The organism is Vibrio sp. J383, assembly GCF_023503985.1.
In the GTDB taxonomy this organism is placed as follows: Bacteria; Pseudomonadota; Gammaproteobacteria; order Enterobacterales; family Vibrionaceae; genus Vibrio; species Vibrio splendidus.
In genome coordinates, this window is record NZ_CP097294.1 from 1,161,442 (window position 1) to 1,186,254 (window position 24,813).

A 24,813-nucleotide genomic window follows, 5' to 3' on the forward strand; every position below is an offset into this window, starting at 1 on the left:
CTTTGGTCGTTATTATTTTGATTTGGTGGTTGGCAGTAGTGATTCAATAATGATCAAATTAACACTATTCGCCAACGAAATTGCAGCCACTTTAGCATAGTTTAACCCCCGTAAATAATGACCTCCCTTAAAATATGGGTGTATTTATTCAAAATTCCGAGTATCCTTGTTTGCCATCCAGAAGGGGTATTAAAAGAGGAAGTTCAATGTCAGGTCTTAGCGAATCAGCGAAGTTGGTTAAAGATGCGCTAGCAAGCCGCGGATTAGAGACACCAATGCGTCCTAATCAGGTTAGCCGAGAAGAGAAAAAGGAACGAATCGAACACCATATGCGTGAGATTCTCACTCTCCTTGAACTTGATCTTGCAGATGACAGTCTGGAAGAAACACCGCAACGTATTGCAAAAATGTATGTGGATGAGATTTTCTCTGGTTTGGATTACGCCAATTTCCCTAAAATCACCGTGATCGAAAACAAGATGGGTGTTCGTGAAATGGTTCGTGTAAAAGACATTACCGTCACCAGCACATGTGAGCATCACTTAGTGACCATTGATGGTAAAACCGCAGTCGCTTACATTCCTCAAGGTAAGATCATTGGTCTTTCGAAGATCAACAGAATCGTTCGTTTCTTTGCTCAGCGTCCACAAGTTCAAGAGCGCATGACACAGCAAATCCTTGTAGCATTGCAAACGCTACTAGAAACGGATGATGTTGCTGTAACCATGGATGCGGTTCACTACTGCGTAAAATCTCGTGGTGTAATGGATGCTACTAGTGAAACGACAACAACAGCTCTGGGTGGTATTTTCAGATCAAACCCAGCAACGCGCCACGAGTTCTTACACGGCCTGCGTTAATACGTTTCGTTATTTGATGAACGCGATTTAGCCTCTGTAAATTGATGTTCGTTGAAAATAAATTTTCTAAGCCTCGCTTTTTGCGGGGCTTTTTTGTACTTGTAATGAAGTAAACTGCAAAGACCGCGAATGTCGTCACTCCCTAGAGTGAAGAATGAGCGACTTAGTCAACTTCGTCATTCCCTAAAGTGAGGAACGAACGTAATAGGGAATCTGTTTTGATTAGGTGTTTATTAGTGTGGTTAGCGGGAGATCCCCGACTCAGTCGCTCCTCCTTCTCGAGGACGACGGCGAGTGAGGTAAAATACGAGTGTGGGGGTTCAGAGTGTATTCTACGCCAGCCTATTAGAAGCAAACGCTGATGATCTTGCAGAATGAGTGACTTAGTTACTTTCGTCATTCCCTAAAGTGAGGAACGAGCGTAATAGGGGATCTGCATTTTCGATGTGGGTTGGTTGGAACGGAAATTAGATGCGCTCTACAGAATCTATAAAGCGCAAATTTGGGTACAGTCGCTGGTGGAATGCTTAAGTAAGATTAAACAAACGCTTAAAGTGGTGAACAAAACCGGACGGCTTGTTCTCAGCTTGATAGATATTCAAGCCATCATAAAAACTGGCCATAAACTCTACGCGAATCTCATCATCACTGCTTCTCGATATGCGAGACAGCAGCGTAGCGGCTACAGCAGCATGATCATTAGCAAGGCTGTAATCCATTCCTAGTCGTCCTTGAATGAACAACCACAAATGAGTGATTAACTTTAACTGCTGAGCGTTAGAGCTTTGAAACTTGTCGCTGTGCTCAGTACCCACTGTATTATCGAATACATTTTGCATCGCCTCATTCGCTTCTTTATTGCTTTCAAAGCGATAGCTTGCATCGATATGTACTTTGGTTAACAGGCCAAGCAACGTCTGGCGTGCAGAGTTATCAGGCTTATTCTCACAAGCATGTTTGAAAAGAGCATGGTTTTCATCAATAAATGACGATAGCTCTTTCTCGTAGCCTGTTGAGAGCGCTTTTACTGAATCGAGGCCTGCGAGCTGCAAACACGCTTCGAGCTTAGTTTGGCGCTGAGGTTCAGTCTGAGTTTGGATCTCAGTCATTACTCTGTAGCTCTTCCCACGTTACTTCTGCAGATTGCGTGTCGCTATTTACGAACGCAGAGTTACCCGACAGCATTACTGAAAGGTCCATCGTACGTTGTGTCATCGCTGCTAGTTGCTCAATACCATCGTTGTCTAGACGAACGATTTGAGCTTTCAGGTAACCGAACTTACCTTTGTTTTGTTCCCACCAAACATTCGATTTAGTGTTGAAGCTGAACACGCTCACAGACTTAGATAAGCGAGTCGCTTTCTTAACGCGTTCTGGATCGGGTTCACCCACATCAATCCACTCTAAGATTTGGTCATCTAACGACTTCTGCCATAAATCAGGTTCTTCAATGCTAGACAACCCTTTAGTGAACTCAAGTTCAGGAGATGCATTGATACAGAAAGCAATGATACGCGCCATCATGCGCTGTTCTGTTTCAGAAGGGTGTTGTGCAACCGTTAGATTAAAAGAGTCGTAATAGTCGCGATTCATATCGGTTAAAGAGATACGAAACTTGTAGATTGTGGGTTTGAGAGCCATGCTATGTAAGGTTTCCAATGGAGTGAGGTGTACTATAGGTGTACCAATGAGTTTTTTGAAATCACAGCCTATAGATAGGTTGTGCCTAGTATAAACGAAGTAGAGCAGTTAGCTAGCAAGATGAAGCTTTCGGTACACCCAATTATTTTTAGCACTCATGGAGAGATAATTGGAAAGGGATCACATGATAGTAAGCTGCACTTCGTAGATAAGATCTTGTGCTGAAAGTAGTACTTCTGACTTTTCGGTACTTAATGGCGTGTTTGCTTGCTGCAGCGCGTACAAGTAATCGAATTTTACGAAGAAGTCATAGAGTAACGGAGTGATGTTGCTATTGGTTGCGTTTATATATTGCTCTAGTGTTTCGTTTGAACAGTATGCCCCTTCATCGCCTCCTAGGGCACTGACAATAGACACACGGACGAAATGGAAAAATGGTTCTAATTCAGGTGGGTTAACGACCATTCTAGCTCCCCTGTTTAATTTAGCTTCATTCTTGAACGGGCATTGAAAAATTCGCAAGCACATCTGTTTGGGGAGCCGAGTGACTTAACAAAGAACGAGCCTTTACTAATACAAAGCCCTTATTCAAATGGATAAGGGCTTTTGTTTAAGCAAGTTACACAACCATTACCTGGTGCGCTAAATAGATATGAGCGATATGGTCGCGCTTAGAGTGATGGCTGGTTAATAGGTCGTTGATTTGGTTTTGGGCAATACGCGAAGAGTGTTCGAGCTGAGCAAAGGTTTCTTTGAGTGCTACTAATTCATTGTAGCTTTGGTTCTCACGTTGACTTACGCGTTCGCATGCTCTTTTGGCGTTGTTGAGTAGGGTGGGGTTTTGATTATTTTGTGGTTTTTGTATTTCTTGATCTAATACGTCCAATACCCATTTACGGAATTCTTTGGCAGCAGAGGTTCGGCTGAACATTGCGATTAAGTGCGCACCACGAAGGGAGAATATACGTACTGTTTTTTGGTAATTACCTGAGGCACTCATTCTGAGTGTCTCAGTCATTCTACCTGTGAACTCATCAGAATTTCGTTCGAAAATCTGAGTTACAGCATCTCGCTTTCGGTAGCCAAGAGCTTTAGCTATATCGGTGGCAGTTAGCCAAAGTTGATTGCTTTGTTCAATAATCTCGAAATGAGTATTTTGGAAAGAAAGAGAAGATGTCGGCATGATAGCCTCCTTGTGTCATGATTTTAAATCACCACACGGAGTTCCTACGCTTCGGGTGGTGAACTGAACAAGGGTAGGAATACCGCGACACAAGGATACGGCCAGCCGAAGCTGCCTTGCCCAGCCCACCATAATTCAGATAGTACGGTTTCTATACGAAACGACTATGTGTAAGTGTGCCGAAGCCACACATAAAAAAACCAGCAAAAAGCTGGCGTCTATGCGCCTTATGTCTAAACGGGTTCCTACGCCCGACACTGGATTTTGCCAGTGCATATGTAGAGTAAGGTTGTTAGGGGAAAGGTGTCAATTGAATTTATTGCTGTTTATCTTAGTTTATAGTGCTTAATAGATGTTTTTGATATGAACTTGAAGTAACATTAAGGAAATTCATCTTGTTGATTTTCTTAGTGTTAATGGCACTGGTTATTGGAACCATTCTAGGGGTAAAAATGGAAACTGAATTAGTTGATTGGTATATAAAAAACCAGCCAATATATAAACGACTCTCAAAAAAGGTAGAGTCTTTGCTATCTGAAGTGTTTGAGGCTAATGATTCCAGTTATCACTTGATTAGTTCTAGAGCAAAAACAATTGACAGCGTTAGAGAGAAAGGCAAACAAAACAAATACACAGACCCTGTCAATCAAATACAAGACTTTTCAGGCATTAGAATCATTACATATGTAGAAGATGAAATTGATGTTATTCAAGGGTTGATAGAGCAGCTTTTCGATATTGATTGGGATAATAGTTCTAACAAAAGTGATGCTTTAGGGATCGATAAAGTTGGTTATAAATCAGTTCACTATATAGCTAGCCTTAAAGAAGATAGACTTGCTCTTCCTGAGTATAAACAATTTGAAGGTAAATTTTTTGAAATTCAGATAAGAACGATACTTCAACATGCTTGGGCTGAAATTGAGCACGATAGGAACTATAAGTTTTCAGGGAAACTACCTGACGATGTGAGTCGAAGGTTTAAAATCTTAGCTGGTGTCTTAGAGATGGCAGACAGAGAATTTAACAATATATCAAAAGAGATAGATACTATTTCGGAATCAACTAAAGAATCAGCTAAGCAAGGTAATTTTGATTTATCTATCACTTCAGTCTCGATGGCCGAGTTCATCAAGAGTGCTATGAGTGAAACTCTTGAAAGAGGTATGGAATTCTTCCCAGATCACGATGCTATTGGCATTAAAGAGTTAGAGTTGTTTGGAGTTACGGAATTAAAGGATTTCTCAAAGCTATTAACTGAGGATGTAAAATCCTTCTATAGTACAGCAGAATCGCTTGGTATATATGAGATAGGGTTAATACGGACCAGTATGATTTTTTCTGATTACAAACTTTATTTTGAAAATGTGTACCCTAAAACATATTCAATTTTCTTTGGTCACTCTTTAGATGAAGTAACCATGAAAGAAATCTTGGCTCTGTGTAAAAAGAATGATGTTGATTGGGACGATATTGAAAAAAAATATGGTGTTTCGTTACTTATATCAACCCAGTAAGTTATTTTGTTTAGCCCCTGAAGCCGAGTATTATCGAAAATACGACACAGTATTTATGATGATTCTTATTTTTTTGTTGAAAACCCAACTGGTTAAAGTTGGGTTTTTTGTTAGAAACTCGTCGCTATATTCCCCACATCTAAGTTCAAATCTGTGCCTTTTTCTGTTTTCGCTTTATCAATAGCGACTGGCTTATCTGATTTGATAGTCAATGACACTTCAGATTTACTTTTCACGGTTTGGTTACCCAGTGGGCTATACGCTGCGTTTCGCTTAATAGGCTGACCTCCTCCAGTTTGATAAGCGTGGTATCCCTGCTCAGTTTGGGTTCGCTCCATTCGGTTTTGGGTTTCATTAGTCGTAATGCCAAGCGTCGCGCTTTTATCTTCAATTCGATTGAGTTTAGCGGCTAAGTTATCGACTTCTTGGCCAGCTTCATCGGTTTGAATTTTCCATCCATCAGGTATGAGTGCGTCTGGCAGCTTGTTGATTAGGGCTTTGAATTTATCCCACAACCAACCAATGCCATCACCAATCCACTTGATGACCTTGTCTAAACCAATGAACTTATCGATTAAATAGGTAATCGCGATTACAGCTGCGGCAACGGCGGCCACCATGAGCCCGATTGGGTTTGCCAGAACAGCCGCATTCAAAGCAATCAACGCCACTTTTAGAATGGCGACCGTCGCGAGAATCCCTTTGAAGTTTTGCGCTAACCAAATAAGCCCTTTACCTAGCAGTTCAAAGCCTTGATAAAGACCGTCCACGGTTTGGATAAGCTTTTCAATAAAGTCGGTTCGCCAGGCTGCGTTCTTAAATTTCTCAGAAAACTGGGTGAATGCTTTGGTCGCTTTTTCCATGATAGGTGCAAGCGCTGCAAACTTCATCGATCGAACGCTTTCTTCAATTTTTTGCAGAGCATCGTTGTAGGCTTCCGCTTTCGCCGCATCTTCTGCCGTCGCACCGCCACCCAATGCATTGAGTTCTTTTCTTGCTGCCGTTAATCCTTCAGTGCCTTCACGTAACATGATCAGCATTTTGCGACCGTCTTGTCCAAAGGCTGCATCGGCAAAGGCCATTTGCTCTTGTGGCGTTTCAAGCTGAGAGAACTCTTCAAGGAGCATCTCATACGCCTGCTTAGTGTCTTTTGCTCCTTGTAAGTCTTTATACAGCGCGTTCTCACTCTTCTTGAGGTAAGAGCCTAACGCACCAGAACCCGTTTGTTGCAGCACTCCAAGTCGCTTGGTAAAGCGAAGCATGGAGTTAGACAGTGCGTCAGAGCTTACCCCCGCATGTTCAGCTTGGGACTGCATAGCTTGGAGTTCTTGAATGGGTAGAGTTAGGGTCGCCGATGTCTTTGCCAGGTTGTCCATTTCACCTGCTGCGCCATTCACTTGTGTTACTAACCCAGCAAAGCTCAAACCACTTAAAAGCGCGGCGCCTTTTCCTGCCGCTGCAGCGCCGACCTTTGGAGATTTGATCGAACGGCTCAGCTTTTGAATCGGGCTCATGACTCTTTGTAAGGCGGTATAACGCTTACTGAGCCTGCCTATTTCCTTACCGTGTTTCTTATAACTTCGATTCAGTCGGTCGTATTCATCATCGAGATTCCCCGTATTCACACCTGTCTTTTTTAACTGGGTATCGAGTTTCTCTAAGTGGGATTTATACCCCTCTTGCTCAGTGTTCAGTTTGCTCAGCTTAGCTTGCTGCTTTGTAATTTTCTCCGTTAGGGCCGCACTTGGGGATTCAACGCCTACCGCTTTTACTTTTAACTCTTCAAGTTTTTCGCTGACCGCAGCAACTGCAATGGCGTTCTTGTCCATCGCTTTTCGTGACGTTTTTAAAGAGTCAATCATCCCCATTGCGGCAGAGTCATCAGCCTGTGTCTTCTGTACCTTCTTGATGGATTTGGCGTAATAATCGCTCTCGCCACTCATCCCTTTGAGAACGGCTGAAGTCTTGTCTTTCATATCCATGAGAACAGACAGTTTCATTTTCATTATGGATAGCCTTTTGTTGATACAAAAAAGAGAGCTTATTCGCTCTCTTGTGATGTTTGTTCGTGCCTCTCTCGGGCAAGCTCTCGAAACAGTAATAGATCGTCGTAGCTGAGTTTGTCTATTTCGCTTGGCGGCCAATGGAACACAAGGGCGATATCTGCGTAATAGTCTTCAACTCGCTCTATCACTATTCCGTCGCGACGAAAAAAGAGGCAAGCGTCGTGAGCAATGGCGCCCAGTTCTCTGGAGGCATATTGATAATGTCACGCTCATTCAAGCAAGAGATTCGAGGCAATAGCGTTTGTCCTGCTTCAAACTTCATTCCGCACACGTCTATCAAGCTTAATCCGCGCAAATGCCCAGAGTGTGGCTTGCTGATATCAATATGCGTCAACGCTTTGCCGTCTTTTTCAATAGGCGAGGCCAACTCCGCGACCTTGACTTGTGACTCGTCTTTAATGGGGTTGGTCATAGCCAAGCTCCTTTTGTAATGCTTCTAGTTTTTTCTTCACACCGCCTTTTTGTGGATCTAGCTTCATCACTAGCTCAAACAGATTGTGCGCCTTTTCTTTGTCGCCTGCTTCAAAGTGCCAGTCACCGACTAGGCGGAACATTTTCACTTTGAGTGGGGCGTTAGTAGCAAGTTCGCCAGCCAGTAAATCACTCACAGCTCTGAGCAGGTATTCACGCTTGTACGCTTTCTTTTCGGTGTGCGCTTTGTGTGTGTACTTAAAGACGTAATCACAAAACCCCGTTTGACCATTCACTTTGAAATTAGCCGGTGTTTCTAATCCGCCATCGATGGCCGCTCGAAAGTCATCGTGGATCTCTTCAAACTGGCCAAGGTCAAAGTGCCACATATAAAAGCACCACATCACATCGAGGTTGCCGTAGTCGCCTTTGTGAGTGTCCAGTAGCTTTTCAACCAATGGTCGGTACTTGTTAATGAGCTCTTGCTTGTACGGATCTTTCTCTTTCGAACCAGACAAGGTGCGCAAGTAGCTTTGGTCTTGCTTAAACACGAGTTGCGTTTCTTCCCAGGGCTTATCAGCAAAAGCGGTGCGAACGGCTTGACTTACTGTTGACTCGTTCATAGCGTCAACACTGTCGATAGCTTCAAAGGCTTCAACCGGTTCTGGCTTTGCCTTCTGAGCCTCTCGTTTCATCAGTATGGATAACATGGTATTTCTCCTTACTGCGGGATGAGTTCGTCACCGTTGAAGAGCACTTCAAGCTGACCATCTTTTATCGCAACCGTAAGCGGGTCGACTGTCCATGCGCCTTTCAAGGTGTAAGCGCGGTTCGTGTTCGTTTCTAAAGTGATGTCTTCACCCACAAAATCAGCAATGGCTTTCTCATCGGTGTCTTGAGCGTGAATGATGGTGCATTTGATGAAAGGCGCATCCGAGAACTGTTCCGAGAAACCCAAAGGGCCATCGTCTCCCATTATGGTTTCGCGCTTCATGTTGCCGAGGCCATATTCCGCCCCTTCTTTGATGGGTAGGCGCCCTAATGAGCCGGCGTTGAGGACTGCACGGCTAGTGATTTTTGTTCCCATGACTTACTTCCTAAATTGAATTTTGCCTGCAACGATAATCAAACCGTTCACGAACTGCGGTGAATCTTGGTAGTTAACGCGTTGCTTGTTGGTTTCATCGAGCTCGACAATGAGCGACTTTTTGTAGCCATCGAAATCTTGCACGATGCCCTGGTATTCCAAATCTCGATACAAGGTCAACAGCTTGGCTTTGAACATAGTCGGCGTCACAATCGGCTGACCTTTGGCGAACTTGGTTCCGTCTTTCGCTACCTTGTGGCGAGGGTAGACACTTAAGATCAATGAACGCTGTTTCTGACGAAAATACATGGCGGTTGCCGGTGTCATGACATCGAGGTAACTGTTGTCCGTTACGCCAGCTGCGTTTTCGGTGTAAGCGGTAACGGCGCGCTCGACTAACACTTCATTCGCTGAGTTCACCGTGTAGGTACTTAACCCTTCATACAAAAAGAGGTTACGTTCAGCCCAGTCCCATTCTTGTGCTGCCAGTGAATAAACACCGTTTAACTTGAGCGTTTGCAGTGGCCTGCAAGGGTCGATGGCCAATGATGGGGCGATTTGCCCAACCCATGCGCCAATCGCGGCCGCGTCTGACAGTGGCGCTTCTGCAGAGTCACCCAAGTTATTGATGGGCAGAAAGTTGATTAACGCGCAGTTGCTTGTTGGTGCAAAGGTGATGAGCTCTGCGTGTGTGCCTTTCTTGGGTAGATACGCGATGCCTGGTACTTGCTCTAAGGCGCCATATCGCTCTTCAAGAAAAGTCCCTAACTCACGAATGGTGGTACTGTCATTCAATGAGCACATGATGTGGTGATATTGAACGTCACCCAACGCGGCTAAGGCGCTTGCGGTATCACTATCTTCAACACTGACCGCAAAGATAGGCATGGTTTTATCTTGCTTACGGAAATAGGTGATCATTTCCACTATGTCGCTATTGGCACCAAACGAAGCTGCCGCAATCGTCTCATCCATACAAAGCGTGACTTTGTTTGGCGCGACCGTTGCATCACTGACCGCATTACCGATCGCCAAGATAACTTGCAGGTCTTCTGCACTGTTTGCCAGGCTATTATCAATTTCAATGTAGACACCGGGAACGCGAGCGGTGCTGGGTACTTCAGCAAAACCAATACTCATTATTTAGTTTCCTTTTGGGCTGTGGGCTTGGCTGTTTTATCGATGAGCACGATACTTTTTTCAGCGAGTCGACGTAGCCAGTAAGCGTTACGAGGTTTATCTTCACCTGCCGCTTTCAGTGGCTCTCGGGTTGTTGGGTCTTTCACGATTAAACTTGTTTTCGCTGGCTTAATCTTGAAAGTGGGTAGCACCGTTTTCTCTACTTGTTGTTTATCCATTACGCTGCATCCTCTAGTGCAAAGTGTTCTGCTGCCATGGCGAGTAACTCTCGCTCTAGAGCAGGCGTCCAACCAATGAAGGTTCGCTTGGGCATTTGGTAATTGCGTTTGGTTTTTACGCCACCTGTCCATTGACCTGTTTTACTGTTGTAGTGACCATTAACGCGAGTCGTAAATGACACTTGAGCGCCTTGGTTGTGCTCTTGGCCAATGCGACCTGCGACGCCTTTTAGGCCAACCTCAAAGCTATCGTCTGTAACGTGAGTTCTTAACGCCTTGCCAAAACCAAGCAGCATGTTTTTATTGTTCACGGTGTTCTGCGCTTGAGTGCCATCCCATAGTTGGGTTGTTTTTCGCCGTGTTCGGCTTTGGTACGGGTTGTTGTCTATATCTCGCTGAGCGCGAATTTGCTGACGAAAGAACTGCCTTGCGCGGTTTGCCATGCGTTTATTCAGCTCAAACTTATCACTGGCCGTTAGCACTAAACTTTCCACAACCTGAGTCAATTGCTCAGGCGTCGCGAGGGTTAACTCACTCATGGCAAATCATCTAAGTGGCCGACAAAGTAGACCAATTCACCGAGTTGGTCTTCATCGGCTCGCGCTTCGAATCCACTGATACATTCATAACGGGTATCACCTTGCTTCCAATTGCCTTGTTCGTTTTCTTGAAGGTTGAACTCTTCACGAATATCAATTTTCAACTTGAGATCAAACGCACCTTTATCGAGAGGCTCTAGCGCGAACGTCGGCATGGGCAAGCCTTTTTCCGCTCGCTCTGGGTCGTACTTGTTGAGCCAGCTGACTAAATGCATAAACAACACTTGCGGCTCTAACTTGGCGCTTTGCAAGAAAACGATGGCGGTATATTCAATTTCAAACCCATCGACATCTACACCCTGACCACAAAATAAGGCGCCATCCTCCGCCCACACATCCATTTTGGCTGCATCGGTTACATGGCTTTTGAATAGGTCTGTTAAGCTTTGCAGCGCTTTCATTACACCCTCTCAAAGCAGTAGGTTTCTTCTGCGTGAATCAACATGTCTATGGCTTGGCGGTACTGCACTTCGCACTCTTCTTTCTTACTGGTGAGCGCTTCTTGTCGGTCTGCCGCTTCGGCGGTGGTGTCACCACTCATTTGCACACTGATTAGTTGAGCGGCGGTCAGTGCGAATACGGCCTGCTTATAAAGTGTTTCGGCCGTGTCATCATCACCAAAGCGCTCTTGAGATAACTCCGTCAAACTAGCAAAGGGGGTTAAGGTGTCTTTAAGTTCAGAATGCACTTTGATGCGTGACACCGTAGCGTGGTGCAGAATGCCTGCCTCTGTTTCATTGCTTTGGAAATGGAACAGAGACTGAAACTCTGAAATCTTCAGGGCTGGATATTTGCCCGAGGCTGGCAACTCAGATTCATAGCGCTCGTTTTTATCACCGACAAATTCCATGATGTATCCTTACAGTGTTAGGGAATGCAGGCCGACAATCGCGAATAACAGTTGGCGCCAAAGCGCACCTGAAACAGCAATAGAGCCTGCATTGAGGGGGTGTTAGTTTCTAGCGGTTGGCTTAATGCCAAGCACCGTTAATCCAAAGCTTCACGTTTTTGAATTCAATGGCTGCGGCTTTACCAACTTCTTCGAGCACGTAAGCCATGTTCATCGACTCGAAGTTTTCAATTTGGTCTTTTTCATCGTTCTTCTTCCCTGCAGAGCGGCGAACTGAACCTTCTTGAATGTAGATGGATAAGTTGTCGTAACTGGTCACCATGATGCCCGTCGAAGGGAAGCCTGGTACTTTCACTGCAGGCAGACCGCCATAAGTACCGATGACTTGCAGCTCTTGAATTTTGCCTTTTTCGCTTGGCGTATTACCGTGCGCTTCGTAGAACTTGGCTTTGTCATAAGCAAGCAAGTCAGAGCCGATGATGGCCACAAGGTTTGAATCATTTTCACAGGCGTCATGCAGTAGGTTTTTCGTTTCAAGCACGGCCAGGTCTAGGTTGATGAAGTCACCACCTTCACCGATACGAATTTCACCATCCGCTTTTTGCCCTGTGGTAATTAAGCGCTCTGCGTTATGGTCGCGCATGGCTTGGAACCAACCTTTATTAACATCTTCACCGTTCGGGTTGGCACTCGCATCGGTATTTTTAGCGACACTTACGCCATACCAACCAATGGTGATTTTATTGGCGTCAATCTGCTCTCGGGTTGCTTTACTTATCAAGGCGTTGAAGTTCTTATGGTGCGCCCACGCGTCCAGTTTTGCGTAACGAAGCGCGGTATCAAAGTTCGTTTGCTCGCACATGTAAGGCATTGCCCCCATGCTTGAATGATCTTTCGGTGTACGTTTGCCCGAGCCTGACGTATCGGTACGACTGGCAATCATGCCTGTTACACCAAGACCAATGGATTCACCTTTTTGGTTTTTCACTGAGATGATGTTGATTTTGTTAAGGAACCAACTGCTTTCACGGATAGCTGCGATAATGCGCTGAGTACCATTCGGGCTCACGTTAAACTTCTCGGTTGCATCATCCACATCGTTTTGAGCGGCTACCGCTTTCACGTAAGCGCTGAGTTTTATTTTGGTCTGCTTTTGCATGTTCTTACCTAATTCAATTCGTTAAGGGTTGAAGACGTGTCGAAACCTATAAGTAGCGCTCTTCGTCATTACCTTCGCCGGCTAACTGACGCTGCTCTTCATCGGTTAGCTTGCTGAGCTTTTCGATTTGACCTGTTAGGCTTTCTAACTGAGATGAAAGCTTCTCGACTTTGTCTTCTAGCTCAGTCACTTCAGTGCCTTCTTCGACTTCAGGTTCTTGCGGCTGACCATTGGTGTTGAGCTTTTCAACTTGCTCACTTAACTGGCTTAGTTGCTGCTGATTCTCTTTGCCTTGCTCAATGCTTTGCTTGAGTAGCTCTTCAAGTTCTTTACTCATGTCGTCTTCTTCCTGTTGTTGTGAGAGCTGCTCAAGTTCACCTTCGCCCTTAAGCCAGCGTTTAAATGTATGGAACATCGAGGCTTCTTCCTCGGTGTCTTTCGAGAGTTGTTCTGAGGTAATTTGAAAGTTCGTTGGCACACACGCTTTATCTTTGCTGTTAGCCGACAATTGAATCTGGGTCGTACCTAACGATGCAGGCTCATCAGTCAGGGCCAATCCGGTCAGATAGGCTTTCCCTGTATCTGCAAACTTTTCATAGAACTCACATGAGGTATGTAAAAGCTGACCTTGCTCAGCCATACGCAAAAGCATTGAGTTTGGTTTCAGTACGGCGAATAGCTTGTCTTCTTTCTTTTCGACCGATAAGACTGAGCCATACTTGTTGCTCCATGGGTAATGGTCTGCATTAATTCGAGCTGTATAAACGTCTGGGCTGTAAGTTTCTGCAATCTCATCAATGATTTTTTGCTCAATGACTCGACCATCAATGGTTGCTCCTGCCTGTAAAATACAAATTAGCTCTGATTGGAACATGCCTAAACTCTCCTAAATTCGATGATTCCAATTTACCCAATGCCTCTGCCTTTTTGTATTTGTCCTAGTTCTAAACACTTGATATAGAAATCGTTCAAGCTGAGTAATCACCGGTGCTATAGCACTATGCAAACATGGAAAATAATGTTGCTAGCGAACCGCTCTATACCGCCGACCAAACGAAAGCTTTGGGACTGTTTTTACGCCAACGTAAGCCTGCTGAAATTGCAGAATCGGTTAGCGTAGCCACTCGCACGGTTCAAAAATGGATCACTCAGTTCGATTGGAAAACGCTGAGGGATGACGCGCCCGTCGAATTAATGATGAGACAGCGCATTGCTTATTTGATGTGGGTTGACCAAAAGCTTGAGAGCCAAGAGCGAGAGCTCAAGATGTTGCTCGAACAGCAATTCAAACGTGATGAAGCAGAGCAAAGGCGCAACCGACCAGCTGGCCGAAGTGATGGCGAGAATAAGCGTGGTCGCAAGCCAAATAAGACGAAGAACGATGTATCCCACATCACCAAAGAGATGTTGGACGAGTATCGAGAGAAAACCTTCTTCGAATACCAAAAGGACATTCACGGCCATAAGCAAAACGATGAGATCAATGAAGTGCGCTTTTATCTTAAGTCGCGCCAGATTGGTCTTACGTTCTATTTTGCTTTTGAAGCGTTTGAAGATGCGGTGCTGACTGGCGACAACCAGGTGTTTATCTCTGCGTCGAAAAAGCAGTCTTATATTTTCAAAAACTACATTCGTAAGTTTGCGCTAGAGATTGGCGACGTTGACCTAAAAGGTAAGGACGACATCGAGCTCAGCAACGGTGCGAACCTTGGTTTTATGTCCACCAACGTAGCGACCTCTCAAGGTTTTAACGGCCATATGTATTGGGATGAGGTGTTCTGGATCCCCGGTTTTGCGGATTTGGATAATTACGCGGGCGGTATGTCGATGCAATCGCAGTTCCGTACCACTTACATTTCAACACCTTCCACCATGGCCCATGAAGCCTACCCAAAATGGCAAGGCAAGAAAGAGCACGGCATTGATATAAGCCACAAGGCACTAAAAGCCGGCGCTTTGGGTGTTGATTTTATCTTCCGTCAAATGATCACGGTAGATGATGCGATTAAGAAAGGCGCGACCTTCTTCAACATGGATAAGCTCAAGCGTAAATATCCGGTTAAAGAGATTTTCGACAATCTATTGCGTTGTAAGTTTTTGGACGACAGCGCTTCATTCTTCTCACTGAAAGCACTACTGGCCTGTAAAGCGGATTCGTCACTCTGGAAAGATGTCGACCACGAGAAAGCAAGGCCAGTGGGTAACGCAGAAGTTTTGGTCGGTTATGACCCAAGAGGTGGTGGTACGGGTGAAAGCTCGGATGATGCCGGCTTAGTGGTGGCGTTAAAGCCAAAGCGCAAAGGTGGAATTTTCCGATTCATCGAGCGGGTTCGCCTGAAAGGCTCCAGCTATGAGCAACAGGCTGACACCATTCGCGGCATTACTGAGAAATACAATGTGGTGTACATGGCCATGGACACCAGTGGTGTAGGCTCGGCTACCGCTGAGCTGGTTCGTAAGTTTTACCCAGCTCTGGTCGAGCTGGATTACTCACCCGAAGTGAAACGACTGATGGCCTATAAGTCGAGAGAAATCATTAACAGTGGCCGCTTACAGTTTGAAGCGGAATGGGATGATCTCGTTCACTCGTTCTTAATGATTCGCCAGCAAACCACTAAGGTGAGTAACCAAATTACCTTTGTTTCTAACCGCAGCAAAATTGGCTCTCATGCCGATTTAGCCTGGGCTTCGATGCATGTGATGCGTTGGGAGCCGATTGATATAAACAATGACACCAACACCAGTGTCGAGTTCTTCTAGCCTAATTATTGGAGAGGCCAAGTGATAGAGATTGAATTTTCTAACCCCGTGAGCGTGATGAACAGCGACATTCTCAGCTATTTAGAAGTGGCGTTGGTTGATGGTTTATACGAACCACCGATTGCGCTCGATACCTTAGCCAAAGCACTGCGCACGAACCCGATGCATTCGAGTGCGATTGAGTTTAAGCGCAATACGTTAATGCATGCCATTGCGCTGAGTGGATTGCTTTCACGCCAAGATGCAAAGCGCTTTATTCAAGACTACTTAACCTTTGGCAATGCTTACTTACAGGTCATTCGAGGCTATGGAGGATTGGGGGAGCCTATCAAGCTCAAACACATACCAGCTTTGTATATGCGTAGGCGTGAAGACTTAGGTTGGACGTATAAGCCAAGAGCTTACGATGATGATGGCCGTATCGACTACAAACATAACCAAGTGTTCTATTTGGGTGATTATGACGTTGCTCAAGAACTGTATGGTTTGCCGAGTCACATTAGCTCTTTGACCTCTATTTGGCTGAACGATGATGCTACCTTGTTTCGTCGTCAGTATTACCGTAACGGTAACCATGCAGGTTACTTGCTGTATATGAACGAACCTTCGATGACTGAGAAGCAAGAGAAGGCGATCAAGAAGCAGCTGCAAGCTCAAGAAGGTATGGCGTTTAAAAACTTGTTTGTGAACGCCAAAGGTAAAGACACCAAAGCACCTGAGCTCAAGCCCATTGGTCAGGTGGAAGCCAAAGACTCTTACCGCGATGTGAAGAACCAGACTATGAACGAGGTGCTTTCGGTTCACCGTGTACCAATCGAGTTAATGAGCATTCGACGCGAGAGCATTACGTCACTCGATTTGAACAAGGTCGATTGGCTGTTCCACAAGAACGAACTGCTGCCACTGATTGATATGATGCAAGAGCTGAATGATTTTGTGGGGCAGGAGGTGATCGCTCCTGAGTCATACAAAAGAATTGATGAAGTATAAGTAAACACGAAGTGTCAACATTTAAGGTATTGACACTTCTTGGTCAGTCTATAAACACTGTATTTTAGGTCGCAACAGTCTCATAGTTCGTCTAGGTTATTGTTAACTAATATTATTGACGTGTCGCCGTAAATGACACTACCTCATTTTGCTCCATGCCATTGGGACCTGAACATTTCATTTTGCCTACTACGTAGTCATCAGAAATATATGTGAGCTCATAGAATGAATCATAGAATGAATTGTCTCTAGCGACTACTTTGTTATTTTGTAAAGACATCCTAGCCTCACATCTATACCCTCCATTGATAGCTATGCCAATACTGCCGTTACTTAATACCCCGAGCTTCGTATTTGTGGCTCCATCCCCTTTAACTGAGATATTCATGAGATAGCTGTCACGGTTGTTTCTAAAGCGCTGATAAGCACTTGAATCAACTAGACCCTGTCCAAGGCCGGTTAGCGGAGCATATTTTAGTTGACCACTTTCAGTAACAAAAACCAGTTCATCAACATTGTCACCGTTAAGATCTACCATTGAAAAACTCTTAATATCTTCATTCGGCAAAAGTTCCCTAGGCTCACCCAATAGAGAATTTGAAGCAACAGCGGCTACTGAAAATAAAGTGGTAATAGAAAGGATAAATATTGTTTTTTTCATACTAATGTACTCATTTTATTGATGTTTTTATTAAAATAATCATCAAGTAGCATATCAAGATTGGGCGCATTGAATAAAGAAGTATTTATAAAATGAATGTCTAATACTTGATCTTTAACACACATTTATAACGTTCGTTGTATATTCGTATTCTCAGTACAATTTTCTAGGTTTGCTAGGAATAACAAGCAGGAATTAAAGTGAGCGCAAGTACAAACAAAAATACCGCCCATTGTAAGGCGGTATTTTTTTATACAGCTTCCTTACCTTGGAGTAAGGTGTGTAGGCGGTCGAACTCTTTCACCATACTGCGCTCTATTCTATCACCTAGCTCTTTTACATCATCTTTGGTGGCGTAGGTTTCCGCTACGTGAGTCTTGTGCTCACCCAGTTCTTTCGATAGTCGAAATAGATAACCGATTAGTAAACTGAGGATAAGGGTGACAAAAGTACAAAATGCTATCAGCACGTTGAACCAGTTCGGATCTAACGTCATTCCCATTGTTCGACCTCTTTGAGCTTTTTACCTTTCAGTGAATAAATAATGTCAGAGACCGTTTCTTGGGTTACATCGTTCGTTGTGAGGGTTTTAATCTTCTCTAGTCCCCAAATCACAAGGCGAGAGGCGAAGCGCTCTAAAATTACTTTCCATGCGACCTGTAAGACCAAGCCTTTCACCACTTCCCAGAGTGTTTTTCCTAAAATTCCGGTAATAAAATTCATAACCATTCCTTACTTTTATTTTGGTTCAGTTCCATAACGCATCATGTCACTGAGCGTTTGAGAGCGGTTACCCACCTGTCTTGCCCAGCGACTGTTTAACATTTCATTTGCGGCCGCCTGCCAAGCTTGCTGTTCAATGAGAGCAATGGTCTTTTTGAATTTCTGAAAGCGTGGTAAGCCCATATTGAAGATCATGTCGACAATCACAGCCTGGCGAACGTCATTCAGTGCACTGAAGAAAGGTAAGGTTTGAGCCTGTTGGATCACTTCGTCAATATTGTGTTGAAGTAGCTGTTCGGCTTCTTCTAGGGTAATGCCGTTGTCACTGAGGTTTCGACCATAGCCAATAGTGAGTTTTCCCACACTGCATCGATACGGCTTAAGCCGAAGACCTTCATGTTTCTTAATAAGTGCTGTGGCTAATGTTTCCATGCTGGCGACCTAATATAATGAACTAGGCCTAGTTTACCGTGGTGGTTAAGTGGCGGATATTGGGGCGAATTCTAGATGGAAAATGTAGAAAACCCAGAGCAATGGCTGGGTTTTAATATGGTTGGGATTAGTTGGTAGGCGGCGTCGGCCACGGGTGCTTTGTTTGGATTTTGTCACGAGCAGCTAGGGCTTGAGCCTCTATTGCTCGTGCGTCATCATCAAAACCTTGTAGGCGTTTGATGTTGGCTTCAGCAAACAAGGGATCGCACACTTGAACGTATTGACTACGGCGAACGTTATCGACTTGGTCATACTCAGCAATATATTTATCACTTTCGTTCGTTACCCAAGCATCGTTAATCCATTCATCCCATTGTGTTGACGGTTTTTCTAAAGTGTATTCTTCAGTAACCAAAGATGTATCATCAAACTCTTTTGGTTGCGTGGTTTGCTTATTGTAAGCACTGACTTTTTGCTGTCGTTCAGTTTTCACCCATGCACCGTTTAGATAATCACGGACAGGCTTATCGTTACTATCTAATAGTGCCCAATACTCGGTGCCTGCCAGTGTGTCACTAGGATAAGCATTCGGTGTGTGATAAGGCGGGATCACAAAACGATCAGGTTGTTTGATGTCTCGATGGGCTTTGCAAGTACCTAGCAACTCACCATTTTTATGCGATGTGATATATAAGATTAGTGACTCACTCATGCCGACTCTCCGTGAATGATGTAGAAATTAAGAAAGGAAGAGTTTACTTCTGTGTAGAGACCAGTTCGAGCTACACGAGCTACATCAAATTGGACTCTAGAATTTTTTGAATCTTCACCGGTTCCTTGATTATAAGGGGAACCGCTTACATCCTCATACCCGGCACCATTATCGCCATTACCACCTGCGTAATATCCGCCAAAAACCCCACTTGGATAAAATGTTTGACGATGACCGACATTACTTACTCTACTCCAAAAATCACCTTGAATATTCTGGATCTGGTCTTCAAGCGTTGTACCTGGCGCACTGAATAGACCTGCCGCTGCTAAGTGAGGACGTAATGTGTAATTTGGAACTGTGAAAGTTAAGCCATCATCGCTAAGACCATAACACGCCGCATATTGCTCTGCCTTTTCATCAATGAGTGATTGTGGCACCATGATTGACGTCTCTTTGACAATGCTCATTAGCTTGGGATAGTCATCAACTAGGTATGATGAGCCGTCAGCTAGGAAAGCTTTAGTTCGCATAGGGACTACTGTTGAGTCTGGGAAAATGAGGCCAACGAAATCTTCCGTTCTCATATATTGTGCAAGATGGACCTCTAATAGCTCAGTCTCAGTCACAAACTCCTCGTGTTTAAATATGACCTCACCAGCTTCACCAGATATCGACGCTTTCAATGTCACCATGCCGCCGATACCTTTGGCGAGTGCCACTTTTGGTGTCGAGCACTCGATCACTGATTGGTCATTGCTATCAAGTACATGGATTTGGTGTAGGTACTCATCAAAGTGCTGCTCAATAGGCAAATTCAAGATGAAGGTTAAAACGCCATTGTCATCGTAGTAACTGGTCTCAATGGTGTTTTCATAGAATGAATACAGTGTTTCACTTGGTGCGTCATGGGTTAGCGAACCAATGAGTCGGTACTTGGTGACAGTATTTTTCAACTCACTGTTTAAAACGTCTATCCCGTGCTGAGTCGGGATGGCTTGCAGTGCGCTCATACGGTGTCTCCTATTTCAAGTTGCCATGTAATGGCGGTGCAGCACAGGAATGGTGCTTCAGTATCTAGTTCAAGCTGAGAGCTAAATTCTGGCTTAATGGTTAAGGCTGTGACCTGTTCAAACTTTGTTTCTGCATCGAGAGGATAAATCCAATGAAACTCGGTGTGAGGCAGTCGTTTTTCTTCTAGTGCTTGAAAGGCCACATCATTGCTGTAGCTATAAAGGTCTATCTTGATGAGGTTTGGATTTGCCACTTCGTCATAAACCACACCATTTGAACCCATCGTCATCAAGAGTCTTTGATAGTCTGAAATCTTCCAACCAAATTGTTGCTCTTCAAACTCGGTTAATAGTGACAGTTCAATATCGTCATGGGTTTGCTTGAAGTCTTTGGCAATGCCCTTAATGGTGCTGACAAGCTCTAGGTTCTCGGTGTCTTGCCAATATTCGCCTTTGGGTAATAGCCCACGATAGGCGCCTTCAAAATCACCGACGCTGTATTCAATAATTAAGTCGGAGGTGTCCACGTCACGCCTCCTAATACATGTATCTGATTGTTATCAATGGCGACTTCTCCAACCGGAGAGCGAACAATAAAGTTGTTGGTCACGGTAGAGATAGTTAAGACAATTTCTGTGTTGGTGATGGACTCCGGCTTTTGGGTTGTCGGCTCGATGTTGCCCATTTTCTCTTTCACCAAGTTTTCGAGTGCAGTGACCACATCGTCCCGTACTTCTTGGTCTTCAATACCTTGGATCTCGATATTGATTGGCGCTTGCTCTGGTAGGTGAGCAAATGGGTGGCAACCTGCAAGCCGATTTTGTTCAAACGTGTTTTGCACCAACTTGACCACTTCGGTGCTTAACGTTGGATTGTTTTCTCGCGCACCGATATACACTTCCACCATGCCTCGTTGTGGGGTGTTATCAAGCGCCCAAGCAAAATCCACATCTGAGTGTGCCGATACTGCCCACACTTCATAATCCATCGCTTTGCCAATCAGCTCGTTCTTTTCAAAGGCAACGATGACACGCACTCGCCAGTGTTCTAGCTCTTCAATATTGGCGCCTCCGCCAATGCTAAGTGAAAGCACATGGTTTGGGTCAATACCGCTTAGTCCTTCGCTTAAAGTAAGCACTGCACCTTCGGGGAGATTACTATCTACGCCAGATTCAAGCGCAATGACGTCAACGGGGACGTTGCTGTATTGTTCTTTGGTGGTTTCGTACTCGTGATTGGCATGCGTTAAACGGGTACCTTTTTTGATCACCACCGTGCCACCAAGCTCAGTGAACTGTACTTGACCTGTTGCGAATGTTGGCAGTAATCGAGGGGTTTTATGGCGATTGGCGTGTAGGTATAACCACTCTTCAGAGCAAGTCTCTGGATGTAGCTGCCTAAAGAGCAAATCTTGATAACCGTATTGCCCATAGCTGACGCCAGCAATGGCCGCGGCTATCGCTTTGGTCGCAGGGTTATTTTGCCCCGTTTCAGATACCAGATTGGCTTCTGCGCGAGCAATTAAACTGTCTAGGCTTCGTTGTGTACTCATTGGTTAACCTTTGAAAGTGGAACATCAAACTGAGAGCCATCGGCTAAGGTGATCATCACATTGCGACCCATTTGGTTTGGCTTCTCTCGCCATACTGAAACTTCAACAGCTTTGGCGTGGCCGTCATTGATGAGCCATGCGAGCGACTCTTCACAAAACCGTTTAGCTAAACTGAGCGTTTCATCTGTGAGCTTTGATCGCTTGAGCGTCCAGTCACGAGAGCCGACCACGTTTATCAACTCATTGCTCCAAGTGCCGCCACGCTCATTGCTTGCCATACGGGCGCGATCGTTTTGAGTGGATTCAGCGTAGTTATAAACACTCTGCAGAACGGCGTGGGTTAATCCCTCTTTAGAGCTGAGCGGTACTGTCAGGGCGATTAAGTTGAAATGACTCATCCTTTATTTGGCCCCTTGGTGGTTCTTGTCGCCCCATCGTCGGTGTAGTCGTGGTCATGTTTTTCAACTTTGACACCGCCGAACGTACCAGACGCGCCACCCACAGAACCGGTGACATTAGCGTTCTTCGTGACTTTCAAATTGCCACCTATTTCTACGTCACCGGAAAACGTGGACTTAGGTGCAGTAACGTTCACAGCCGTTGCGTTCACCGTGGTTTCTTGCGCGGATATCACTTCTAACTTTGCGCAGGCGTTTATCTTGATGCCTTGCTGCGTGAAGTGAACAAGATTGCCTTTGTCATCAAGTATCGCGACTTCACCAGGCTGCAACTCTATTTGGTGACGTTCGTCTTCTACGTTCACGGTGATGCCGCGAGATGTGGTTCCACCAATGAACAAGTTGTAAGTTTTCGCCCCTGATAATGGGCGGCTCATAAACCCGTAGTTGTGCACGCGTTTTATCTTGTCATTGGTTCGGCCTGTCGCGGTTTTGATTTGTAATCGGCCTGTGGTTGCCCCTGTGACAATGCCGGTGCCAATCACGTTTTTGATTCTGGCCATTAATCGCTGTTGTTGCTGCAGAGCACTAGACATAGCTTTGCTCCTTAAACGGCCTAAACAGCTCAACCGATGTTTCTGTAGAGCTTTCAGACACTGATAGGCCAAGCGACTTGATCACCAACATCTCACTGAAGCTTTGCTCTTGGTCAGCGACTCGAATCACTCGGTTTAATCCATCAATGGCCAACTCAGGGAATATGTCGGCAATCGAGCTTGATGCTGTCAGGCTTTGAGCAATGGCGAGGTTGCGCTCATATTTAGCACGAGACAGGCAAGCTTCACGGTTTTGCAATTGGTCACAGGTGATCACCATAGTGCGTGAGCTATCGACGTTTGGATTGATGACCTGTGCGCTTGCGTCATCCCACTGGCCTTGCACATCAATGGTGTGAAATTGCTGATTGAAGGTGCGCTTGATGTTCAGGCTGTCGATGTTATTGCCCGTTTCTAGACCGATGTTGCTGATAGTTGCATGCGCGGTGTTTTCAATTGTCAACACACCACTGCGCTCAACCAACATAAAACCTTGCTCTCGAATGAGTTGCGCCACGTTCTCTACAGGGGATTCCGCATTTATCTGAAACTCAGGAATGACCGGCATACTCTTCACTAGGCTTTTCACTTTTAAGCCAAATGGCTTGGCGACATGGCGAAGTAACTCTTCCACGTTCAAGTTATAAAGCGCATCCATCGTGATGCGTGAATCAATCATATTGGCACTCTTTGAGCGGCCAGAAATGGAAACAGCGTGAGCGCTTGAACCGGTGTTTGAACCCACACCATCAATCTGACCAATCAGAATGGACTTGTCGTTAAGGAAGAACTCAACCAACAACGGGCTTTCAATACTCATAGGCTCAATTGAACAACTGAACGTGTGGGCCAGTTGTTCAATCGAGTAATTGAGATTCGCTTGATAGAAGGTACGCAGCTTGCCATCAATGTGCATCGTTAGCGTGTTCATGACACATCCCTCACGGCAATGTCACCACGAATGAAGAGTGGGTGCTGCAGTGCATTCATTTGGGTGATGATTTTTTCTTGAGTGAACTCATCGTGCGCAATCGCCAGCGCAGATTGAAAGCGTGGTGACTGCACCGTTCTATGGGGCGCGGTACCGCTGACCACCTTATCTTTCTGAACCTTCACATTGCTTTTTAATGTCGTGACTGCATCGAACAGTTCAATGCTTTCAAGCGTCGATACTTGGGTGGTGTCTTTGATGCGCTCATCGATACCGACAATCAAAGTAGATAGATCATTCTTGATGGTTTCAGGCTGCTTAGCCGACTGCGTAATATCAAAGCGGTCGCCTTTCTCTAGGTGTGTGATGTCTTTGTTCATCTTCACTGCGCCTGTCACCATCTGCACATTGTGGTGCTGAGTTGGCGTGTCCGGTTTCACTTCACCTAGTAGTAAAGCTTGAGCACTGCGCGAGTTGTCTACCGCTTCATTACCTGAGCTTGGCTCGGCTTGAACACCATCGGCCACCGCATCCACTGACGCAGAAAACAGATCAGCGAACTCAGTTGGGTTGGTGCTGAGGCTACTCACTGCAGAGAACGCTTTGTTGATGGCGTGGTTAATGTCTTGAAGGCTTTCATCTTCAAGCTTTAAGCGGTTGGTGATGTCGACCAACACGTTCAATGCGCTGGTGACATCACTTTGAACCCTGTGAATGTCCGATACATCTAAGCCGTTTACTTCTTCTACGAAAGAACGTTTCGACAAGCTCTCGACTATGTTGGCCTGCGTTTTTGTACGAACGGAAGTCGGTGCAGTGATTGATGGGGAAGAGCCAGCGCGAGCAAACTTCAGGCTCAGCGTGACTAAGCCTTTTTTGATACTGATGCTTTGGGATACATCTTTAAAGACAAGCGGCAGCTCACCCAACCAAGGATGTTCTAGCTCGCCTGCTGGTGTTGCTTCTAGGTTTTCAATGAGGGCATTGGCATCGGCCAGAGAACTGGAGCCAACGAACACTGCTTCGATTGTGTAGGTACGGGCTTTTGTTCCCATGACTTTGATGTGTGGTAGGTCAGAGTAGGGGATTTCGCTCACTTGCAAACGTTTACCACCATCAAAGGCGGTCGAGAGAATGTTGAGCTTAAGCCCATTCCATCTAGCGTGCTCGTACTGTCGTTCCCACATCAAAAAGCCACCAACTACAGAAGAAAATCAGAATTAGGCAGCGAGAATAAAATTAGTGATGGAGTAGGACGTTCAGGCCCTGTTCGGACTCACCCACCCCTCCACACCAAAATTCCACACTGCAATT

The 24,813-nt window shown here is 45.2% G+C and carries 32 protein-coding genes; 4 read left to right on the forward strand and 28 right to left on the reverse strand.

Annotation, left to right across the window (positions count from 1 at the left end; genetic code table 11):
• Nucleotides 1-206: 206 nt before the first annotated feature.
• Nucleotides 207-860, forward strand: coding sequence for a GTP cyclohydrolase I FolE (gene folE / locus M4S28_RS21620; protein ID WP_004731548.1), 654 nt, complete (start codon nucleotides 207-209; stop codon nucleotides 858-860).
• A 527-nt stretch (nucleotides 861-1,387) separates the two neighbouring features.
• Here folE and M4S28_RS21625 read toward each other — a convergent pair.
• The 4 genes from M4S28_RS21625 to M4S28_RS21640 form a co-directional block, all read right to left on the reverse strand.
• Complete coding sequence (locus M4S28_RS21625) at nucleotides 1,388-1,969, reverse strand: hypothetical protein (RefSeq protein ID WP_102503524.1); 582 nt, start codon at nucleotides 1,967-1,969, stop codon at nucleotides 1,388-1,390.
• Complete coding sequence (locus M4S28_RS21630) at nucleotides 1,962-2,501, reverse strand: YaeQ family protein (RefSeq protein WP_004731545.1); 540 nt, start codon at nucleotides 2,499-2,501, stop codon at nucleotides 1,962-1,964. Before M4S28_RS21630 ends, M4S28_RS21625 begins: the two co-directional genes overlap by 8 nt.
• A gap of 180 nt (nucleotides 2,502-2,681) precedes the next feature.
• Nucleotides 2,682-2,966 (reverse strand): hypothetical protein, encoded by a 285-nt coding sequence (locus M4S28_RS21635; RefSeq protein ID WP_249632810.1) that lies wholly within the window; start codon nucleotides 2,964-2,966, stop codon nucleotides 2,682-2,684.
• Nucleotides 2,967-3,120: 154 nt separating this feature from the next.
• Complete coding sequence (locus tag M4S28_RS21640; protein WP_249632811.1) at nucleotides 3,121-3,684, reverse strand: BRO-N domain-containing protein; 564 nt, start codon at nucleotides 3,682-3,684, stop codon at nucleotides 3,121-3,123.
• A gap of 452 nt (nucleotides 3,685-4,136) precedes the next feature.
• Between M4S28_RS21640 and M4S28_RS21645 the strand changes: the two genes are divergently transcribed.
• Entirely contained in the window at nucleotides 4,137-5,201 is a 1,065-nt protein-coding gene (locus M4S28_RS21645; protein WP_249632812.1) for a GTP pyrophosphokinase, read from the forward strand.
• Nucleotides 5,202-5,311: 110 nt separating this feature from the next.
• On the opposite strand, the gene M4S28_RS21650 is transcribed toward M4S28_RS21645, so the two are convergent.
• The 12 genes from M4S28_RS21650 to M4S28_RS21700 all read right to left on the reverse strand — a co-directional run bounded on the left by M4S28_RS21650 (nucleotide 5,312) and on the right by M4S28_RS21700 (nucleotide 13,605).
• Nucleotides 5,312-7,207 (reverse strand): phage tail tape measure protein, encoded by a 1,896-nt coding sequence (locus tag M4S28_RS21650; protein WP_249632813.1) that lies wholly within the window; start codon nucleotides 7,205-7,207, stop codon nucleotides 5,312-5,314.
• A 35-nt stretch (nucleotides 7,208-7,242) separates the two neighbouring features.
• Nucleotides 7,243-7,395, reverse strand: a complete 153-nt coding sequence (locus tag M4S28_RS26560) for a GpE family phage tail protein (RefSeq protein WP_339385630.1) — start codon at nucleotides 7,393-7,395, stop codon at nucleotides 7,243-7,245.
• Nucleotides 7,395-7,679, reverse strand: coding sequence for a phage tail assembly protein (locus tag M4S28_RS21655; RefSeq protein ID WP_004737238.1), 285 nt, complete (start codon nucleotides 7,677-7,679; stop codon nucleotides 7,395-7,397). Before M4S28_RS21655 ends, M4S28_RS26560 begins: the two co-directional genes overlap by 1 nt.
• Entirely contained in the window at nucleotides 7,663-8,388 is a 726-nt protein-coding gene (gene gpM, locus M4S28_RS21660) for a phage terminase small subunit (protein ID WP_249632814.1), read from the reverse strand. Before gpM ends, M4S28_RS21655 begins: the two co-directional genes overlap by 17 nt.
• An 11-nt stretch (nucleotides 8,389-8,399) precedes the next feature.
• On the reverse strand, nucleotides 8,400-8,765 hold the full coding sequence (locus M4S28_RS21665; protein ID WP_061016063.1) for a phage tail tube protein: 366 nt from the start codon (nucleotides 8,763-8,765) through the stop codon (nucleotides 8,400-8,402).
• 3 nt (nucleotides 8,766-8,768) lie between these two features.
• Nucleotides 8,769-9,905 (reverse strand): phage tail sheath subtilisin-like domain-containing protein, encoded by a 1,137-nt coding sequence (locus tag M4S28_RS21670; RefSeq protein WP_102312161.1) that lies wholly within the window; start codon nucleotides 9,903-9,905, stop codon nucleotides 8,769-8,771.
• On the reverse strand, nucleotides 9,905-10,123 hold the full coding sequence (locus M4S28_RS21675) for a DUF2635 domain-containing protein (RefSeq protein WP_249632815.1): 219 nt from the start codon (nucleotides 10,121-10,123) through the stop codon (nucleotides 9,905-9,907). Before M4S28_RS21675 ends, M4S28_RS21670 begins: the two co-directional genes overlap by 1 nt.
• Nucleotides 10,123-10,662, reverse strand: a complete 540-nt coding sequence (locus tag M4S28_RS21680) for a phage virion morphogenesis family protein (protein WP_249632816.1) — start codon at nucleotides 10,660-10,662, stop codon at nucleotides 10,123-10,125. The genes M4S28_RS21675 and M4S28_RS21680 overlap by 1 nt, the downstream gene beginning before the upstream one ends.
• Nucleotides 10,659-11,123, reverse strand: a complete 465-nt coding sequence (locus tag M4S28_RS21685; protein WP_249632817.1) for a phage tail protein — start codon at nucleotides 11,121-11,123, stop codon at nucleotides 10,659-10,661. Before M4S28_RS21685 ends, M4S28_RS21680 begins: the two co-directional genes overlap by 4 nt.
• Complete coding sequence (locus M4S28_RS21690) at nucleotides 11,123-11,572, reverse strand: head completion/stabilization protein (protein ID WP_249632818.1); 450 nt, start codon at nucleotides 11,570-11,572, stop codon at nucleotides 11,123-11,125. The genes M4S28_RS21685 and M4S28_RS21690 overlap by 1 nt, the downstream gene beginning before the upstream one ends.
• Before the next feature lie 121 nt (nucleotides 11,573-11,693).
• Entirely contained in the window at nucleotides 11,694-12,731 is a 1,038-nt protein-coding gene (locus M4S28_RS21695) for a phage major capsid protein, P2 family (RefSeq protein WP_249632819.1), read from the reverse strand.
• A 46-nt stretch (nucleotides 12,732-12,777) separates the two neighbouring features.
• On the reverse strand, nucleotides 12,778-13,605 hold the full coding sequence (locus tag M4S28_RS21700; protein WP_249632820.1) for a GPO family capsid scaffolding protein: 828 nt from the start codon (nucleotides 13,603-13,605) through the stop codon (nucleotides 12,778-12,780).
• A 134-nt stretch (nucleotides 13,606-13,739) separates the two neighbouring features.
• On the opposite strand from M4S28_RS21700, the gene M4S28_RS21705 reads away from it, so the two are divergent.
• Nucleotides 13,740-15,491: a terminase large subunit domain-containing protein gene (locus M4S28_RS21705; protein ID WP_249632821.1), complete on the forward strand. Its 1,752-nt coding sequence runs from the start codon at nucleotides 13,740-13,742 to the stop codon at nucleotides 15,489-15,491.
• A 21-nt stretch (nucleotides 15,492-15,512) separates the two neighbouring features.
• Nucleotides 15,513-16,481 carry a phage portal protein gene (locus tag M4S28_RS21710; protein WP_249632822.1) on the forward strand — a complete coding sequence of 323 codons (969 nt, stop codon included), beginning with the start codon at nucleotides 15,513-15,515 and terminating at the stop codon, nucleotides 16,479-16,481.
• 112 nt (nucleotides 16,482-16,593) lie between these two features.
• Here the strand turns inward: M4S28_RS21710 and M4S28_RS21715 are convergent, their stop codons facing one another.
• The 12 genes from M4S28_RS21715 to M4S28_RS21770 form a co-directional block, all read right to left on the reverse strand.
• Nucleotides 16,594-17,142: a hypothetical protein gene (locus M4S28_RS21715; protein WP_249632823.1), complete on the reverse strand. Its 549-nt coding sequence runs from the start codon at nucleotides 17,140-17,142 to the stop codon at nucleotides 16,594-16,596.
• 250 nt (nucleotides 17,143-17,392) lie between these two features.
• Entirely contained in the window at nucleotides 17,393-17,644 is a 252-nt protein-coding gene (locus tag M4S28_RS21720; protein WP_249632824.1) for a hypothetical protein, read from the reverse strand.
• Nucleotides 17,635-17,865, reverse strand: a complete 231-nt coding sequence (locus M4S28_RS21725) for a hypothetical protein (protein WP_249632825.1) — start codon at nucleotides 17,863-17,865, stop codon at nucleotides 17,635-17,637. Before M4S28_RS21725 ends, M4S28_RS21720 begins: the two co-directional genes overlap by 10 nt.
• Before the next feature lie 15 nt (nucleotides 17,866-17,880).
• Complete coding sequence (locus M4S28_RS21730) at nucleotides 17,881-18,297, reverse strand: glycoside hydrolase family protein (RefSeq protein WP_249632826.1); 417 nt, start codon at nucleotides 18,295-18,297, stop codon at nucleotides 17,881-17,883.
• Between the two features lie 127 nt (nucleotides 18,298-18,424).
• Nucleotides 18,425-19,009 (reverse strand): hypothetical protein, encoded by a 585-nt coding sequence (locus M4S28_RS21735; RefSeq protein ID WP_249632827.1) that lies wholly within the window; start codon nucleotides 19,007-19,009, stop codon nucleotides 18,425-18,427.
• Nucleotides 19,006-20,022, reverse strand: a complete 1,017-nt coding sequence (locus tag M4S28_RS21740) for a hypothetical protein (protein ID WP_249632828.1) — start codon at nucleotides 20,020-20,022, stop codon at nucleotides 19,006-19,008. Before M4S28_RS21740 ends, M4S28_RS21735 begins: the two co-directional genes overlap by 4 nt.
• Nucleotides 20,019-20,549, reverse strand: coding sequence for a hypothetical protein (locus tag M4S28_RS21745; protein ID WP_249632829.1), 531 nt, complete (start codon nucleotides 20,547-20,549; stop codon nucleotides 20,019-20,021). The genes M4S28_RS21740 and M4S28_RS21745 overlap by 4 nt, the downstream gene beginning before the upstream one ends.
• Nucleotides 20,531-21,574 (reverse strand): baseplate J/gp47 family protein, encoded by a 1,044-nt coding sequence (locus tag M4S28_RS21750; RefSeq protein ID WP_249632830.1) that lies wholly within the window; start codon nucleotides 21,572-21,574, stop codon nucleotides 20,531-20,533. Before M4S28_RS21750 ends, M4S28_RS21745 begins: the two co-directional genes overlap by 19 nt.
• Nucleotides 21,571-21,972 carry a phage GP46 family protein gene (locus tag M4S28_RS21755; RefSeq protein WP_249632831.1) on the reverse strand — a complete coding sequence of 134 codons (402 nt, stop codon included), beginning with the start codon at nucleotides 21,970-21,972 and terminating at the stop codon, nucleotides 21,571-21,573. The genes M4S28_RS21750 and M4S28_RS21755 overlap by 4 nt, the downstream gene beginning before the upstream one ends.
• The gene (locus M4S28_RS21760; protein WP_249632832.1) at nucleotides 21,969-22,568 is read right to left on the reverse strand and encodes a phage baseplate assembly protein V; all 600 of its coding nucleotides are present in this window, start codon (nucleotides 22,566-22,568) and stop codon (nucleotides 21,969-21,971) included. Before M4S28_RS21760 ends, M4S28_RS21755 begins: the two co-directional genes overlap by 4 nt.
• Complete coding sequence (locus M4S28_RS21765) at nucleotides 22,561-23,499, reverse strand: phage tail protein (RefSeq protein ID WP_249632833.1); 939 nt, start codon at nucleotides 23,497-23,499, stop codon at nucleotides 22,561-22,563. The genes M4S28_RS21760 and M4S28_RS21765 overlap by 8 nt, the downstream gene beginning before the upstream one ends.
• Nucleotides 23,496-24,686 (reverse strand): DNA circularization N-terminal domain-containing protein, encoded by a 1,191-nt coding sequence (locus M4S28_RS21770; protein ID WP_249633756.1) that lies wholly within the window; start codon nucleotides 24,684-24,686, stop codon nucleotides 23,496-23,498. The genes M4S28_RS21765 and M4S28_RS21770 overlap by 4 nt, the downstream gene beginning before the upstream one ends.
• Between the last annotated feature and the right edge of the window lie 127 nt (nucleotides 24,687-24,813).